Raw genomic sequence first — 16812 nt, 5'->3', positions numbered from 1 at the left:
GAAATGAAGGATCAGTCCCCATGAAAACGATCGTCAGAACGGCGGCTCTCGCACTCGCATGTCTGCTCGCAACCGAAAGCGCCAATGCGGCCGTCGTCCTGCGCAATTATGAGTATTTCACCCTGAACGGCAGAACGGCCGCCGATCTTGATCGCGAATTGAGCCGGCGCGGGCCGCAGCTGCACAAGACCGGGCCCCGCCATCCCGGCGCAACGCAGATGCGGTTCAACACCAAGGTCAAATACGGGTCCGACGGCAAGAGCTGCCGGGTTGTCGAGGCAAATATCACCATTCACGCCCGGGTCCATCTGCCGCGCTGGAAACAGCGCGCGTCGGCCAAGCCCGATCTCGCCCTGATCTGGGACACGCTGTCGGCCGATATCAAACGTCATGAGGAAAGCCATATCGTCATTGCCCGCACCGCCGCATTCGAGATGGAGCGGGCGATGAAAGCCCTGCCATGGCGCAGCAATTGCGAGGAAATGAAAGCCGATGCGGCCAAGCTCATGGTCAAGCTGATGAAAGAGCAGGACGCCGCGCAGATTCAGTTTGACCGCGTGGAGGGAAAGAATTTTGAGCGCCGCTTCGAACGGCTGCTCATATTCCGCATCCAGCGCGAGATGGAGAACAAAAAGGGATAGTGTGACCGGCGCGGATGCGCCGGTTCACCCATTCATTGTTCAAGCGACGCCCAGCTTCTTCTGCAGGCTGGTCGATGAGGTCGTATACTGGAAAACCACCCGCTCGCCGGGGCTGACGATGCGCTTGGCCGCCTGGGTCATCAGCGCCGCCTCGTGGAAACCGGACAGGATCAGCTTGAGCTTGCCGGGATACCAGTTGATGTCGCCAATGGCGAAAATCCCCGGCTGTGACGTTTCGAAGGTCTCGACATTCACCGGTATGAGGTTTTCATGCAGGTTTAGCCCCCAATCGGCGATCGGGCCGAGTTTCATGGTCAAGCCGAAGAATGGCAGCAGGCGGGTAACTGGAATCTCGGTCTCGCCCTCCGCCGCCTTGATGGTGGCGCTGGAAAGCTGCCCGCCCGCGCCCGTCAGGCCGGAAACCTGTCCCAGCTCGAAACGCACGCTGCCGCGCTCGACCAGTTCGAACATCTTCTTGACGCTGTCGGGCGCCGCGCGGAATTCGGCACGGCGGTGCACCACCGTCAAACTGCGGGCGATGGGCTGCAGGTTCAGCGCCCAGTCCAGGGCCGAATCACCACCCCCGACAATCAGCACGTCTTCGTCACGGAATTCTTCCATGCGGCGCACCGAATAAAAGACGCTCTTGCCCTCGAAGGCTTCGATGCCGGGAACCGGCGGACGTTTTGGCTGGAATGAGCCGCCACCGGCGGCAATCACCACCACCTTGGTCTCGAAAACCTCGCCTTCATCGGTTTCCACGTGGAACTGGCCATCGGGCTGGCGCTCCAGCCGGGTGACCATGCGGTTGAAATGAAACTGCGGTGCGAACGGCTTGATCTGCTCCATCAGCTTGTCCGTCAGCCCCTGCCCGCTGATTTCGGGCCAGGCGGGAATGTCATAGATGGGCTTTTCCGGGTAGAGTTCCGCACATTGGCCGCCGGGACGGTCGAGAATATCGATCAGATGGCATTTGAGATCGTAGAGGCCGAGTTCGAACACGGCAAAGAGACCGACAGGCCCGGCGCCAATGATCACGACATCCGTTTTGGTTATTTCACTCATCGATAATTCCTCATGACAAACCAATATACTATTTCACACCGGCAAGCGGTCTGGAATGGAGCATTTCTAATCGGTCGGTGAGAAAATATCAGGCTAAATCTTACGCCTGGCGCTCCGGAACATGGACGACAAGGCCGTCCAGCTCATCGGAAACGCGAATCTGGCAGGACAGGCGCGAGCTCGGACGCACATCATAGGCGAAGTCGAGCATGTCTTCTTCCATGGCTTCCGGCTCGCCAGCCGCGTCCTTCCAGGCATCATCGACATAGACATGGCAGGTTGCGCAGGCACAGGCACCGCCGCATTCCGCGTCGATGCCCGGCACGGCATTGCGGATGGCGCTCTCCATCACGGTCGAGCCGTTCTCGGCTTCCGTATCCATCCGGACGCCATCGAAAGTGACAAACGTGATCTTTGCCATGAAAAAAAGCCCCAAGCAGAAAAGTTACCGCTGAGATAGGGATTTGGACAGGGAAGTCAATTGCACTCCCTGACGCAGCCTGGTGGGCCTGTCCCCAGGCCGAGGCCCTAACGCGTGATCGCGGCTATATAGTCGCGCACATCGTCGATTTCGGGATGAAGTTCGCTGAGCAGCTTCGTGTTGCCGGGCGACCGTTCGATCGATTCGGCCAGATCAGCGACGCGGAAGGCACCGACGGCGCGCGCCGAACCCTTGAGCGATTTGGCGAGACGGACCCGTTCATCGGCATTGGCCTGGCTCAGCCGGTTGACGATTCCCGAAATCTGGCGGGAGAACAGGCTGAGGATTTCGGTCTCGAGTGCGCGGTTGCCGAATGTCTCGCGGGTAAGATGCACAAGATCGATCGGCCGTTTGCGCGATGGTTTGGACGTTTCGCCGCCCGGCAGCGCAAAAGCCATTGACGCTTGTTGTGGCAGTGCCATGATACTCTCCTGAACTCAGACTCGAATGAATGCACAAGTTTAATCAAATGCCGGGCATTCTGGGTTAAAGCATGGCCGCTACCCCCCGAATTGGCCGGATGTGGTGAACGAAGGGTTAATTCAGGCATTCCGGCAAAATTTGGTTCGGGCCAAAAAAATTAACCTTGTGTTTAAACTTTTAAGCATTTCCCGAATCCATTGTTTCTTTCCAATCCATGTGCCAGTACGATAGACTTAAGGCGTAAAGAGTATGGCGCGGTCGACTCCACATGTGGTCACTGCCCAATATTGCGAGGTAAACATGGCCACAGCCCCGAAGAACAAAGTAGCGAAAGCCGAGGATGAACTTGGTGAAGCTCTTGAAAAGGCTCTAGAAATTGATTTCGATGAGTCGACACTCGGCATGGATATGGATCTTTCGCCAGTCGATGACGATCTGATCTCTTTCAACGATCTCGAAGCGCAGATTTCCCAGGCAGCGCAGGAACTGGCGGCAGAAAAGCACAATGCGCCGGTTGTTCCGGAACCCGTAAAGCCCGTGGAAATCAAGGAAAGCCTTGCCGCGGAGAACACGATTCCGCTGCCGGCACCCAAGCCGCAGATTCAGGCTGCCAACCCGATTCCCGCCGCACCGCCCGCGCCGCCAAAGGCGCCCGCCGTGCCGCCGCAGACATTCAAGCCGGCAAATGACGATTTGCTGCAGAGCACCAAATCGGCCCGCTCGACGGCTTCCAACCAGGCGCCGCGCTCCTACGGGCTGGTCACCGCCATTGTCAGCGTGCTCTGGGCCGCCGGTGTTCTTGCACTTGGTCAGGCACTCTACGGCTCGTCCCTGTGGTCGATTCGCTCCTTCGCAGATTTTGCCGCTGCGCCCTATGCGATTGCCCTCGCCGTGGCGATCATCGTTCCGGTCATGCTGTTCTGGGCCTTTGCCCTGATGGTACGCCGCGCGCAAGAAATGCAGTATGCCGCCCGCTCCATGGCCGAAGCCGCCATGCGCCTTTCCGAGCCGGAAATGCTGTCGTCCGACCGCGTGGCCTCGCTGGGCCAGGCCGTTCGCCGTGAAGTCGCCGCGATGAGCGAAGGTGTTGAACGCACGCTCGCCCGTGCCGTCGAACTGGAAACGCTTGTTCAGACCGAGGTCAATCAGCTCGAACGCGTCTATACGGACAATGAACACCGCATCCGCACGCTGGTCGACCGCCTCGGCGGCGAACGCGAATCGGTCATCGGCCATGCCGAACGGGTTCGCGCATCGATCTCCAGCGCGCATGAACAGCTGAAGGATGAATTGTCCCTGGCTGGCGATTCGCTGCGTGACAACCTGCTCAGCGCCTCGACCAACTTGACCATGTCAATCAGCCAGTCCGGCGATACACTCATCGATCGCCTGACCCAGAGCGGCCAGACCATCGCCGACTCGATCGGCTCGCGCTCCGACGACATCTCGGCCAAGATCACCACGTCGGGCGAAGCCTTTGCAAATCTTCTGGAAATGCGGATTGCAGCACTCTCGGAACAGACCGATTCGGTAACGATGAAGCTGGCCGATACGCTCGATGGCCGCACCAACAGCATGCTGTCGCTGCTGGGCAACGCCACCCAGACCCTGGTCGGCGAATTCGATACGCGTCTCGCCGGGCTCGACACGACAATCAACGAGCGCGGCCGTTCCCTGCTTGCTGAATTCGAAACCCGCGCCCAGTCGCTGGATGCCAGCACCGAACGCCTGAATTCGGCGCTTGAAGCCCGCGCCCGCCAGATCAATGAACAGTTGATCGAGCGTACCCGCGACATCGCCAAGACCTTTACTGACGGCCGCGCTTCGATTGACGGCATCGTCGACGAGACGAAGGCGAAGATCGGCAACGACCTGTCGAGCCTTTCCGAATCGGTCGGAAGCCTTCTGTCCACCAATACGGCGCTCTTTGCCGACAAGCTGGCCGAAAGCCGCGAAGCCCTCGCTGCAACCCTTTCCGGTGAAACGGAACGGGCCGCCTCGATCATTCGCGATCAGGCCGGACAGCTTGGCGATCATACGTCGAACCTGCGCTCCGTTCTTGAAACGAGCACGGCAGCCATTGGCCAGATCATTGACGGTCATGCCGCATCGCTCGATGACCGCACCTCCGGTCTGCGTGTGGCACTGGCTGACAATGATGCCCGCATCGGCGCGACGCTCGATTCCCATGCCAAGGCCATCGAGGACCGTACATCGGGCATGCACGCCGCGTTCTCCGATACGGATGAGAAGATCCGCCAGACCCTGGACGAACATGTGCGCAGCATCGATGCCCGCAGTGCCGGCGTCGAGGCGGCTATCCTGGCTGGCGATGCCCGCATCGGCCAGACACTCGAAGCCCATGCCAAGATCATGGATGACCGCACATCCGGTATGCGCGCCGCCTTTGTCGACACGCATGCCAAGATTGCCCAGACTCTGGACCATCATGCCAAGAGCCTCGATGAACGCAATCAGGACATCCAGCTGGCTCTGGCTGGCAGCGATGCCAAGCTTGGCGACACGCTGGCCGCCCACACGCAGGCTATCGACGCCCGCAACGCGGAAATCCAGTCGACGCTGCTCAACAGCGGTGCGCGCATCGACGGCACGCTCAGCGGCTTCATTGAATCCGTTGATGGCCGCACAAGCCGCATTGAAAGCGCCCTGACCAGCAGTGACGAGCGCATCAGCAATGTTCTGGCGTCCCATGCCAGCGCCATTGAGGACCGCACGGCCGGCATCGAACAGGCGCTTGCCAACAGCGATACACGCATCGGCAACACGCTTTCCTCCCATGCCTCGGCATTGGATGAACGCACGGCGGCCATCCAGGCAGCGCTTGAGAACACCCATGCGCAGATCGGCCGGACCCTCGCCGACCATGCAACGGTGATCGACGACCGCACCGCAGGCATCCGCTCCGTTCTCGACAGCAGCAATGCCCAGATCGGCAATGTGCTCACCTCGCATGTGACGGCCATCGACGAACGCGCTGCCGGAATCCGGGCAACGCTCAACGACAGCAACGCCCAGTTCGGCGACACGCTTGCCTCGCACGTCAATGCGATTGACGAACGGGCAGCCGCGATCACGGCAGCGCTTTCGAACAGCAATGCGCAGATCGGTGACACACTCGCCTCGCATGCCGGCGCGATTGATGAACGGGCTGCGACGATCACATCGACGCTTGCCAACAGCACAGCCAAGATCGGCAGCACGCTTGCCTCGCATGTCAACACGCTCGACGAGCGCGCCGCAGCCATCCAGGCAACGCTTGCCAACAGCAATGCCGGCATCAGCGATACGCTCGCCGCCCATGTCAGCACCATTGACGAGCGGGCTGCGGCCATCGCAGCCAGCCTCGCCGACAGTGATGCCCGCATTGGCGAAACCCTCAACACCCATGCCAGCGTACTCGACGACCGCATCAGCGGCATTCGGGCAGCGATGGAACATGGCAATGCAACGCTTGGCCAGACCCTTGACGGTCAGGCGAGTGCCATCAGCGACCGCACCGTCGCCCTGCAGGCCGTTCTGCAGGACAGCGCCGAAGTTCTCGCCAAGGCGTTTGAAACCCATGGCGGTACCATCGACGAACGCACGACCACCATGCAGAGCGCCCTTGCCATGGGTGTCGACAATGTCCGCAAGTCGCTTGAACAGAGCGCCTCGGTCGTTGCCCGCACCCTGCGCGACAAGATCACCGAGGCCGCTTCCACCCTTACCGGTGAAGCGCAGAAGGCCGGTGAAGCGCTCGACGGTCATGGCGAGGCATTCAGCCAGCGCATGAATGAAAGCCTGGCCGAAACCGAAAAGCGTCTTGGTCAGCGGGCAACGGAAGCTGCCGCCAATCTGGAAGCACTGGAAGCCCGCTTCACCGCGGCCACGGATTCCACCGCCTCCAAACTGGCCGAAAGCACCCGCGAACTCAACGAAGTGCTGGCAGCCCGCTCGCAGGAGATCATCAGCATCCTCGACAACACGGCGCAGCCGCTCGTCGAGAGCCTTGCCGATAATGGGCGTACGCTCGCCTCGCAGCTCGTCGAAGCCACCACGGCGGCGACGGAACGCCTGCGCGTTGAAAATGCGGCCCTGATCAATGCCATCGCCAGCCGCACCGCGGAAACCATCACCGCGGTTCAGGAAGCCAAGGCAGGCCTCACCGACGACGTCAGCAACCTGATCGACCGCCTCTCCTCTTCCAATGCGAAGCTGGGCGAGCTGATCGACATGGCCACCAAGAACCTTGGCGACATCGACGGCCGCCTGCTGGATACGACAACCGCCTTTGCCGAAAACGCGACGCGCGCTGCCGAATCCTTCGAGTCCTCCACGCGCCTGATCGACGGCAATATCGGCAAGCTCTCGCAGCTGTCGAACACGACACTTGTCGACATTGCCTCCATCGCCAAGCGTTTTGACGACCATGGCAAGATGCTGGGCGCCGCATCCGAACTGATCAATTCGTCGCAGTCGAACCTTGCTTCGACCTTCGATGAACGTCAGGCGGCCCTGCAGAACCTGGCAACCGGCCTGGTGGAGAAATCCGAGAGCATCGAAAAGACCATGCGGTCGTTCGAATCCCTCGTCTCCTCCGCCTTTGACCGGGCCGAAGGCCGCGCCACGCAGACAACCGAACAGATCCGCAATTCCATCGCGGAAGTTGTCGAACAGGCATCGCAGAAGTTCGCCAATGCGACGGACGAAATCCGCCGCTCCTCGGCTGCCATCCGCGCGGAACTCGAAGAGACCCGTTCGGAACTGCAGCGCGGCGTCATGGACATGCCGGAAGAAGCCAAGCAGTCGACTGCGCAGATGCGCAAGGCTGTCTCCGAGCAGATCAATGCGCTGAAGGAACTGTCTGAGATCGTGCAGAAATCCGGACGCCTGACCGATGTCGGCGAAGCCCGCGCGGCCCGTGCCCCTGCTCCTGCTGCCCGTGCGGCAGCAGCCGTTGCACCGGCCCCGCAGCCACAGCGCAGCGAACCGGTTGCAGCACCGCGCGCCGTTGCTCCGGCACCCGCCGCCCCGGCTCCGGCCATGCGCGGCAGCCTCGACGTGCGCGGTAACCCGGAACAGCCCAAGCAGGGCAATGGCTGGGTTTCGGATCTGCTCCGCCGCGCGTCCAGCGACGAGACTCCAGCCGCCCCCAAGGCCAAGGCGCCGGAAGCCCGCTCGCCCGGTCAGGTGGTTGAATCGCTGAACTCGCTTTCGGTCGATATCACCCGTGCCATCGACCACGAGGCTTCGGTTGAACTGTGGCAGCGCTACCGCGCCGGCGAACGCAATGTGTTCACCCGCCGTCTCTACACGCTGAAGGGTCAGCAGACATTTGACGAGATCAAGCGCAAATATCAGGCAGACAGCGAATTCCGCCGTGCCGTCGACCGCTACATGGACGACTTCGAACGCCTGCTGGAAGACGTTGCCCGCAATGATCGCGACAATGTCCTGACCCAGAATTACCTGACGTCGGATACCGGCAAGGTCTACACCATGCTGGCCCATGCGAGTAACCGCCTGCGCTAAAGGTGGTGTCTTGAGAACTGAAAAACGCGGCCTCGGGCCGCGTTTTTTGTTGCCGGTATATCAGCGGCAGATGGGTTATCTCCCGTTGCGTGCTGGCGGCTCCAGCGCTATAGTTCCCGCGTCGGAAAAGGCAGACTTGGTTTGGTAAGCCCAAGTCCTTTCGGAAACGGAAGCTCTGTCCCTGCCTCGCGCATGTGTTCCCCTCGACGAACAGCCAACGCTGTCCAAGCGTTTATGTTCGTCCGTGTGGTTCGCAAAACGATGAACCGCTCCGGTCGAACGACCACAAAGGAGTAGTTCATGCCCCCCAGGATTTATGATGTTGTGATTGCCGGTGCAGGCCCAGTCGGCCTGCTTCTCGCCTGCGAGCTGCGCCTCGCCGGTCTCTCCGTGCTGGTGCTGGAGCAAGCCGAAAACCCGCACTCCCCCTTGAAGGGGCTGCCGTTCGGCATGCGTGGCCTTTCCGCCCCCACCGTCGAAGCCTTCTATCGTCGCGGGCTGCTGGATGATGTCTCGGCCCCGCAAAAAGTTCAATCGGACGGCAACAGGACACCGGCTGCAGCGCATTGGATGCAACAGCCCCGCCGGCCGGGCGGCCATTTCGCCGGCATCCAGTTTTTCCAGGACGCTATCGACGCCTCAAAATGGCCCTATCGCCTGCCCGGCCCAGCCGCCACCAATTTGGCCACCACCATGCAGCAGGTGGAATCCGTCCTTGCCGCCCGTGCTGACGCGATGGGCGCCGAGATCAGGCGCGGCCTCGGCGTGGAGCGTTTCGAGCAGTCGGATGATAGCGTGACCGTTCATGCCGGCGGTGCCGCCTTTCACGGACGCTGGCTCGTCGGCTGCGATGGCGGGCGCAGCACCGTGCGCAAGGCTGGAGGTTTTACATTTACCGGCACCGATCCGGAATTCACCGGCTATTCCGTTGAGGTCGAGCTGACCGATCCGGACATGCTCAGCCCCGGCCGGCACTATACGCCGGCGGGCATGTACACCTACCAGAAGCCCGGAACCATCGCGATGGTCGATTTCGACGGCGGCGCCTGCCACCGGACCCGGCCGATCACGCTCGACCATGTGCAGGCGGTGCTGCGCCGCATCTCCGGCACCAGCGTCACATTAACGGCACTCACGCTTGCCACCACGTGGACGGACCGCGCCTGTCAGGCCGCCGCCTACCGCAATGGACGGGTGCTGCTCGCCGGTGACGCCGCGCACATCCATTCCCCCCTCGGCGGACAGGGGCTGAATCTCGGGCTTGGCGATGCGATGAACCTGGGATGGAAGCTCGCATCAACAATCCGTGGTACCGCGCCATCCGGCCTGCTCGACACTTATGAGAGCGAACGGCATCCGGTTGGAGCGCAGGTGCTTGACTGGTCGCGCGCCCAGGTCGCGCTCATGCGGCCAAGCCGCAGTTCCCGTGCGCTCGAAGCCATTATCCGCGATCTCATCGACACGCGCGATGGTGCAACCTACTTCGCCGAACGCGTCTGGGGCGTGTCGCTCCGCTATGATCTTGGCGGCAGCCACCCGCTGGCCGGCCGCAGCGCACCCGACTTCGAGCTGGCCGACGGGACGTTCCTCGGCGGGCATCTTGGAAGCGGGAAAGGCCTTCTCCTGGACTTTGACGCCACGGCACCGCTTCAGGCGCTGGCACGCCGCTGGGGCGGCCGGATCGGCTATCTCGCACATGATGCCAGAAACAGGCTTGGCTTGCGCGCCGTGCTTGTCCGTCCCGACGGCATCGTCGCCTGGGCCGGTGAGACCGCTTCTGATTTGGAGGAACTTGCGCAGGCAGCGGCGCGATGGTTCGGCGAGCCTGAAATAGGTACGTGAACCACGCACGATGTTCCGTGCCGTGGTCCTCACGCCGTCCGCAACGCCTTCTCCCTGCCGAACATCTCGCGGTAGGCGGTGGGCGTCGTTGCCAGCTGCTGGCGGAAATGATGCCGCAGCGTGGCAGCCGTACCGAACCCGGTGGTCTCGGCGATGGTCTCGACTGAAAGCACCGACTGCTCAAGCAGTTCCCGTGCCTTGGCCAGCCGTTCCGACAGCAGCCATTTGGCCGGCGTCGTGCCAGTTGCGGCCTCGAAGCGGCGCAGAAACGTGCGCGAGCTCATGCCCGCCGCCTTGGCCAGCGTTGCAATGGAAAAATCATGCCTGAGCTCGGTGCGCATCCGCTCGAGCAGCGGCGACAGCCTTATCCCCTCATGTGGCGGCGGCACGGCCCGTTCGACGAACTGCGCCTGCCCGCCCTCGCGGTGCGGCGCCACCACCAGCCGGCGCGCCACCTTGTTGGCGGCCTCGGTACCAAAATCCCGGCGGATCAGATGCAGGCAGAGATCAATGCCCGCCGCGCTCCCGGCAGAGGTCAGCACACTGCCCTCATCCACGTAAAGCACGTTGGGCTCAACCGCGATATCCGGATAGCGCTCCGCCAGGAGATCGGCATAGCGCCAGTGCGTCGTCGCCCTGCGCCCAGCCAGGAGACCGGCGGCGGCCAGAACGAACACGCCGGAGCAGATGGAGAGAATCCGTGCGCCATTGGCATGCGCCCGCCGAAGGGCCTGTGCCAAAGCGTCCGGCACTGCATGCTCGACGCCGCGCCAGCCCGGCATGATGATGGTGCCCGCCTGTTCGAACAGGTCAAGCCCGCCATCCGCCAGAATGCGCACGCCGCCCGTAGCGCGCAGCTCGCCCACCTCGATGCTGGCCACGGCAAACCTGTACCAGTCATCGCCCATTTCCGGGCGCGGCAGCCCGAACATTTCGACGACCAGGCCGAACTCGAACGTACAGAGCCCGTCATAGGCAACGGCGACAACAAGCGGATTATCAAGGCGGGGGGTGAAGGATGCGTTTGACATGATATCGACGATATATGGCAATCTTGCCAACTACCAGTGCCTTGTCGCGTGTCTTACGAATTGCGCGTCAACACAGGAGAGCCCCATGAGCTATGTTACCGAAACCCCGGCTGCAGCACCACAGACTGTCATCGAGCATTTTTCCCGGCGTCTCGCGCTTGAGACCGATTGTGCCGACGTCGCCGCATCGCTGAAGGCGGGCGAACAGGACTTTGTGCTCCTGCACGTGGTGGGAACACCGGCGGCCTATGAACGCCGTCACGTGCCGGGAGCCATACATCTGCCGCATCGCGAGATCACCGCCGAGCGCATGGCCGCATGGCCCAACGATACGCTGTTCGTCGCCTATTGCGCCGGCCCCCACTGCAATGGCGCCGATCAGGCCGCGCTGAAACTTGCAAGGCTGGGACGTCCGGTCAAGATCATGATTGGCGGCATTACCGGCTGGGCCGACGAGGAACTCCCCTTCGCCACCGGTCCGGCAGCGGGCGAACTCAGAAAGGTCGCCTGAGTTTCTGGGTTAGATGACCGACAGCGTCCAGGTGACGATATCGCCTGCGGCGCTGTCAAACGCATGGTTCAGGGCGGTGACATAGGCCGCATTGCCCTGGCCGCTGACCGGTGATGTCGAGCGGAACACATGGGTCGCGCGCACCGTGCCGTTCTTGTCATTGAGGATCTTGATGGCGATCTCGACGACGGCCGTTTCCTTGCCCGAGGCATCGATATCGAACGTGCGGATATTGCTGATCACCTGATAATCGATGGCAAGGCCTTCGCCGGGACGGCCGACGCCGCCGAAGCGGCCCGAACTCTCAAATGCCTGCACCAGCCGCGTCTGCACGATGTTCGGCAGGCGGTCGGACCACTGCGCGCCCTTCAGGAACGAAATGGCATTCGGTCCGGAGCGGACAACAACATTCTCGCCGTCAAGCGCTTTGAGGGCCGATGGCGCGGCGATCAGAATCTGGCGGCTGCCATGTTTTCTGGATGAAGTCTCGGACAGGGACGGGCCGGAAAGATCGAATGTATCAAGCTTCTTGGTTCCGGCGCAGGCGGAAACGGACAAAGCCATCAGCAGAGCGGCAATTGTCGTTCTTGAATTCACCAATGCTCTCATCCCTGTCACGCAAAGCTTCACGATTCATTAACCTTCATGCGATGCAGCATCGCCAAAGTCAACGGCGCGTGCGGCCGTCATACTCCGGCACATTGCCGCTGCCGCCGAAAATCACCCGCTGCGGATTCTTTTCAAGATCGCTGATCGCCCGCTCGATGCGCTGGACCGACTGGCGGCTCTCGGTGACCAGCGCCTGCACATCGCGCAAGCCCTGCCCGGAAAAGCGGTTGAGGTTGTCCGTGATCGGGCCAAGCTTGGTGTTGAGATTGTCTGCAACCGCGCGATAGGATTTGAGCGTGTTGCGCGCTTCGGCCACAACGCTGCCATCACCATCGGACACCAGATTGTCGACCTTGGCCAGGACGCCGTCGACCCGGGCCGAAGCGGCATTCAGCCGCGTCATCATTTCACGCGCCTCGCGCACCACCGACTGCACGTCCTCGGCGCTCTGGCTGAACTTGTCGATCACATCGGAGTTCTTGGCCAGCGCATCGGTGAACTTCTTGGTGTTGTTGACCGTATCGACCAGCGGCCCCTTCACTTCGGTGATGAAACTTTCGATCGAGCTCATCGCCGTGTTGACGCGTTCGAGAATGTCCTGCGCCTTCTGCAGAAGGTTGTTGACCACCGACGGATCGGCGTCGATACGCGCGACAGCGCCATCCTTGTCGGCCTCTTCAAGCAGATTGGGTTCATAGACCTTGCCGCCCTTAAGCTCCACGAAAGCCAGACCGGTCAGGCCGGTAAAGCCGAGCGTTGCCTGGGTCGAGCGGGTGATCGGTGTCGTGCTGTCGATTTCCGCGGTGGCGATCACCGCGTCGGGATTGGTCTTGTCGATATTCAGGCGCCGCACGGTGCCCACCTTGATGCCGTTGAACAGCACCTGGCTGCCCTCGGCCAGGCCGGTAACCGAACCGGCAATACGGATTTCCAGCGTCGTCATTTCCTGCCTGTCGCCATAGCGGGCGATCCAGTACACGAAGACGAACGCCGCGACGCAAACCGCAAGCGTGAAAATCCCGACCAGAACGTAGTTGGCTTTGGTCTCCATCGATTATTCCACCTAACCCTGTTCCTTCAGCAACGGCCCGGATTGCCGGGCGCTTTGCATGCGATCAGACTTTCGCCTGCTGCTGCCGTTCGGCACGATCTGGCGCGCGCGCTTGCCATGAAAATATTCCTGAACCCACGGGTCATCAAACGTCAGCATGTCGTCGATGGTTCCTTCCACAAGAACCCTTTTCTTACCCAATACCGCGATTCGGTCGCAAACGGCGAACAGGCTATCGAGATCGTGCGTGACCATATAGACGGTCAAACCCATCGTATCGCGCAGATTTGCGATGAGTTCATCGAAATCGGCGGCGCCGATGGGATCGAGCCCCGATGTCGGCTCGTCGAGAAAGACGATGTCCGGATCAAGCGACAAAGCGCGGGCGAGCGCTGCACGCTTGATCATGCCGCCGGACAGTTCCGACGGAAATTTTTCGGCCGTATCCGGTTTCAATCCAACGAGATCGATCTTGAGGCGCGCCAGTTCGTCCATCAGGCTGTGCGGAATGTCGAGATATTCGCGCATCGGCACCTGGATGTTTTCGAGAACCGTCAGCGACGAGAACAGGGCGCCGTGCTGAAACAGAACGCCCATGCGCATGTCGACGCTGAGTTTTTCCTGTTCCGTCGCACGGTCGATGTCATGGCCGAAAATGCTGATATTGCCGTGCTGTTTCTGATTGAGACCGAGGATCGTCCGCATGAGGACAGACTTGCCTGTCCCCGATGCACCGACAAATCCCAGTATCTCGCCGCGATAAACATCGAGATTCAGGTGCTCCAGCACCGATGAACGGCCGAAGGACACGCTGACATCCTTGACCGAAAGGATGATATCGCCGGGCTCCTGCTCTCTGCTCTTGCCGTTGTCTGTCGAATTCATTCGCCTCGGGCGTCCCTGGATCTGAAAATCAGTACATAAGGCTTCTTAACCGCTGGCACCATCCACGCGTGCTCCGCATGACGTCCCGTAGCCTTAGAAGCACTTGAATTGTTTGCTCTATCAGTCAACATCCCCACACATATCGAGTCTCTGACTTGATGTCACTGTAGCAATTAGAGCCTTTCCTGCTTAAATAGAACCAGTTCTGTTTCCCGGATGGCGAGACAATCCACGCGGAAGGCAGCGAGGCCGATGTTTACCCATCGGACGACGCTGCCTGACAAAGTGGGTGTCCGCCAGCCGGAAACCCGGAGGGCCGGGTGAATTTGGCCCAATCCCATCGGGCTTCGGCTTCGCCCGATGGAAAGGCATCGGTCTCGCCAAACCCCTCGACCTTGAACCAAATTCCCTCCGGCAGAACGATTCTATTTAAGCAGGAAAGGCTCTAAGGCGCACATAATGACTGTTAATATGGAGATTACCGTTGAACGCTGGCCCATTGCCGGAACGTTCACCATCTCGCGGGGTTCCAAGACGGAAGCAGCCGTGGTGGTTTGTACCCTGCGCGACGGACCATATACCGGGCGCGGCGAATGCGTTCCCTATGCCCGCTATGGCGAAAGTCTCGATTCCGTCTGTGCCGAAATTGAAAAACTGCGCAGTGCACTTGCCGCCGGTGCAACGCGCGCTGACATTGCCGGCCTGATTGGCGCTGGTGCTGCCCGCAATGCCGTCGATTGCGCCCTCTGGGATCTCGAAGCCAGACGGGCCGGCCGGCGTGTTGCCGATCTCGTCGGTTTGCCGCCGCTCAAAGCCCTGACCACGGCCGTGACCGTTTCCTTCGGCGATGCGCAAACCATGGCTGCCTCGGCCCGTGCCCTGTCCGGCCGTCCGGTCATCAAGGTCAAGGTCGGCGGCGAGGATGACGAGGAACGCATATGGGCCGTGGCGCAAGCCGCGCCCGACAGCCGCATCATTCTCGACGCCAATGAGGGCTGGACCGACGAAAATATCGTCCGGCACATGCTGGCCGCCGCAAAGGCCGGGGTCGTGCTCATCGAACAGCCGCTTCCGGCTGGCAAGGACGGCATTCTCTCGGCAATCCCGCACCCCGTCCCCCTGTGTGCCGACGAGAGCGCCCACGGTACGGACGATCTGCACACCCTTCTCGGCCGCTATGACAGCATCAACATCAAGCTCGACAAGACAGGCGGGCTGACCGAAGCCCTGCGCATGCAGAAACGGGCGCGCGAACTCGGGTTCGGCATCATGGTCGGCTGCATGGTGGGCACGTCCCTGGCCATGGCGCCGGCTATGCTCGTGGCACAGGATGCCGACTTCGTCGATCTCGACGGCCCGCTGATCCTGAAAGAGGACCGCCAGCCCGGCCTCGTCTTTGAGGGCAGCCACGTGTCGCCGCCGCAATCGGAGCTTTGGGGCTAGCGCTCGCGCTGCTCCAGCTTCAGCGACACATTGGCAAGAACAAGTCCGGCCGCCGCCAGCACCACCATGGCATAGAAGCCATAGATGCCGGTGGCGCTGTACAGCGGTCCGGACACCATGGTGATGATGGCCAGCGACGTGCCGATGAAGAAGGTGGATATGCCCTGCGCCGTTCCACCCTTCTCCTCGGGAATGGTCATGGCGATCATTTTCTGCATGCCGAGGAAAGACAGGGCGAACGAGAAGGCGTGCAGGCTCTGCACGACGAAAAAGCCGGCGACGCCGAGACCTGCCGGCACGATCAGCGGGAAGACCGTCCAGCGGAATATGGCGACGGCTGAGCCGATCATCAGCACGCGTGCCGGATGCAGGCGTCCGAATACCCGGCGAAAGCAGGTGAACATGATCACCTCGGCCACCACGGCGATGGACCACAGCGCCCCGATCACCGTCTCCTCAATGCCGATGGACTTCCAGTAGATGGCCGAAAAACTGTAACCATAGGCGTGGCTTGCCTGGGTGATCCCCGTGGCGATCAGGAAGGTGACGAAGGCCGGACGGCGCAGCGCCCTGCCCGCATCGGCCATGTCGATATCCGACAGCGGCGACAGGCGGCGCGGCTTGCCGATGCGCGGCACCACGAAACTCATGCCGCATGCGGCAACCAGCGCGCCCAGCAGCACCGTCGGGATGATCCACTCGCCCGTATGCTGGATCAGCACGCCGCCGGCAAAGGAAGCCAGCAGGAACGCGATGGACCCCCACACGCGCATCCTGGCGAAATCCGCGCCGTAGCGGCGCACGCCCGAAAGCGCAATCGTATCGGCCAGCGGAACCTGCGATGTCCACGGTGCGGCAAGCAACAGCGACACGACCAGAATGCCGAAGAAATTGAACGGCAGAAAATAGAACGCCGCAACGATCACCGCCAGAATGGTGGCCATGGTCAGGATATGTGCGCGGTCGCTGGACTGGTCGGCCAGAATGGATACCAGCGGTGCGGCGATGACGCGCACGAACAGCGGCATGGACAGGACGATCGATATTTCCGTCGGCGACAGCGAACGGAATTCCAGCCACAGCGGAAAGTAAGGCAGATGCAGGCCGCTTGAGATGAAAATCGCAAAATAAGCCAGAGCCAGCCGAAACTCGAACCGAGACGGCTTGTCGTGAAAAGTGTCCGCAGTGGCGGCTGTCATGGAGGGACTTTCGGAGGATCGAGGAGCGGCGCACGAATATCAACTAACCGTATTCCGAAATATCACGATTTGCCGCAACTGCCTAGAAACACTGGAAGT

13 protein-coding genes are annotated in these 16812 nt (G+C 61.3%); 5 read left to right on the top strand and 8 right to left on the bottom strand.

Annotation, left to right across the window (positions count from 1 at the left end; translation table 11 throughout):
* Positions 1-20 precede the first annotated feature (20 nt).
* Positions 21-641 (top strand): DUF922 domain-containing Zn-dependent protease, encoded by a 621-nt coding sequence (locus C5750_RS03280; protein ID WP_105732412.1) that lies wholly within the window; start codon positions 21-23, stop codon positions 639-641.
* Between the two features lie 39 nt (positions 642-680).
* Here the strand turns inward: C5750_RS03280 and C5750_RS03275 are convergent, their stop codons facing one another.
* From C5750_RS03275 to C5750_RS03265, 3 genes are all read right to left on the bottom strand, one after another.
* Positions 681-1706, bottom strand: coding sequence for an NAD(P)/FAD-dependent oxidoreductase (locus tag C5750_RS03275; protein ID WP_105732411.1), 1026 nt, complete (start codon positions 1704-1706; stop codon positions 681-683).
* A 100-nt stretch (positions 1707-1806) separates the two neighbouring features.
* A complete protein-coding gene (locus C5750_RS03270; RefSeq protein ID WP_105733090.1) occupies positions 1807-2127 on the bottom strand; it encodes a 2Fe-2S iron-sulfur cluster-binding protein in 321 nt (106 codons plus the stop codon).
* Between the two features lie 107 nt (positions 2128-2234).
* Positions 2235-2609, bottom strand: a complete 375-nt coding sequence (locus C5750_RS03265) for an Hpt domain-containing protein (RefSeq protein ID WP_245420961.1) — start codon at positions 2607-2609, stop codon at positions 2235-2237.
* A gap of 301 nt (positions 2610-2910) precedes the next feature.
* On the opposite strand from C5750_RS03265, the gene C5750_RS03260 reads away from it, so the two are divergent.
* Together C5750_RS03260 and C5750_RS03255 are read left to right on the top strand one after the other, a co-directional pair.
* Positions 2911-8142, top strand: a complete 5232-nt coding sequence (locus C5750_RS03260) for an apolipoprotein A-IV repeat region-like domain-containing protein (RefSeq protein WP_158531237.1) — start codon at positions 2911-2913, stop codon at positions 8140-8142.
* Between the two features lie 300 nt (positions 8143-8442).
* The gene (locus C5750_RS03255; RefSeq protein WP_105732409.1) at positions 8443-9984 is read left to right on the top strand and encodes an FAD-dependent monooxygenase; all 1542 of its coding nucleotides are present in this window, start codon (positions 8443-8445) and stop codon (positions 9982-9984) included.
* A gap of 29 nt (positions 9985-10013) precedes the next feature.
* Here the strand turns inward: C5750_RS03255 and ftrA are convergent, their stop codons facing one another.
* Positions 10014-11015, bottom strand: a complete 1002-nt coding sequence (ftrA, locus tag C5750_RS03250; RefSeq protein WP_105733088.1) for a transcriptional regulator FtrA — start codon at positions 11013-11015, stop codon at positions 10014-10016.
* A gap of 85 nt (positions 11016-11100) precedes the next feature.
* Between ftrA and C5750_RS03245 the strand changes: the two genes are divergently transcribed.
* Positions 11101-11526, top strand: a complete 426-nt coding sequence (locus C5750_RS03245; protein ID WP_105732408.1) for a rhodanese-like domain-containing protein — start codon at positions 11101-11103, stop codon at positions 11524-11526.
* A gap of 9 nt (positions 11527-11535) precedes the next feature.
* Here the strand turns inward: C5750_RS03245 and C5750_RS03240 are convergent, their stop codons facing one another.
* From C5750_RS03240 to C5750_RS03230, 3 genes are read right to left on the bottom strand one after another with little or no spacing between them, the layout of a single operon-like run.
* Positions 11536-12135 carry an ABC-type transport auxiliary lipoprotein family protein gene (locus tag C5750_RS03240; protein WP_105732407.1) on the bottom strand — a complete coding sequence of 200 codons (600 nt, stop codon included), beginning with the start codon at positions 12133-12135 and terminating at the stop codon, positions 11536-11538.
* A 58-nt stretch (positions 12136-12193) separates the two neighbouring features.
* Positions 12194-13186 carry an MlaD family protein gene (locus C5750_RS03235; RefSeq protein WP_105732406.1) on the bottom strand — a complete coding sequence of 331 codons (993 nt, stop codon included), beginning with the start codon at positions 13184-13186 and terminating at the stop codon, positions 12194-12196.
* 12 nt (positions 13187-13198) lie between these two features.
* On the bottom strand, positions 13199-14071 hold the full coding sequence (locus tag C5750_RS03230; protein ID WP_105732405.1) for an ABC transporter ATP-binding protein: 873 nt from the start codon (positions 14069-14071) through the stop codon (positions 13199-13201).
* Positions 14072-14530: 459 nt separating this feature from the next.
* Here C5750_RS03230 and dgcA point away from each other — a divergent pair, with 459 nt between their 5' ends.
* Positions 14531-15514, top strand: coding sequence for an N-acetyl-D-Glu racemase DgcA (gene dgcA, locus C5750_RS03225; protein WP_105732404.1), 984 nt, complete (start codon positions 14531-14533; stop codon positions 15512-15514).
* Here dgcA and C5750_RS03220 read toward each other — a convergent pair.
* Positions 15511-16713, bottom strand: a complete 1203-nt coding sequence (locus C5750_RS03220; RefSeq protein WP_105732403.1) for an MFS transporter — start codon at positions 16711-16713, stop codon at positions 15511-15513. The genes dgcA and C5750_RS03220 overlap by 4 nt on opposite strands.
* Positions 16714-16812 lie beyond the last annotated feature (99 nt).

It is taken from the genome of Phyllobacterium myrsinacearum (assembly GCF_002980555.1).
Classification (GTDB): Bacteria; Pseudomonadota; Alphaproteobacteria; order Rhizobiales; family Rhizobiaceae; genus Phyllobacterium; species Phyllobacterium myrsinacearum.
This window is presented reverse-complemented; position numbering and strand designations above follow the sequence as displayed.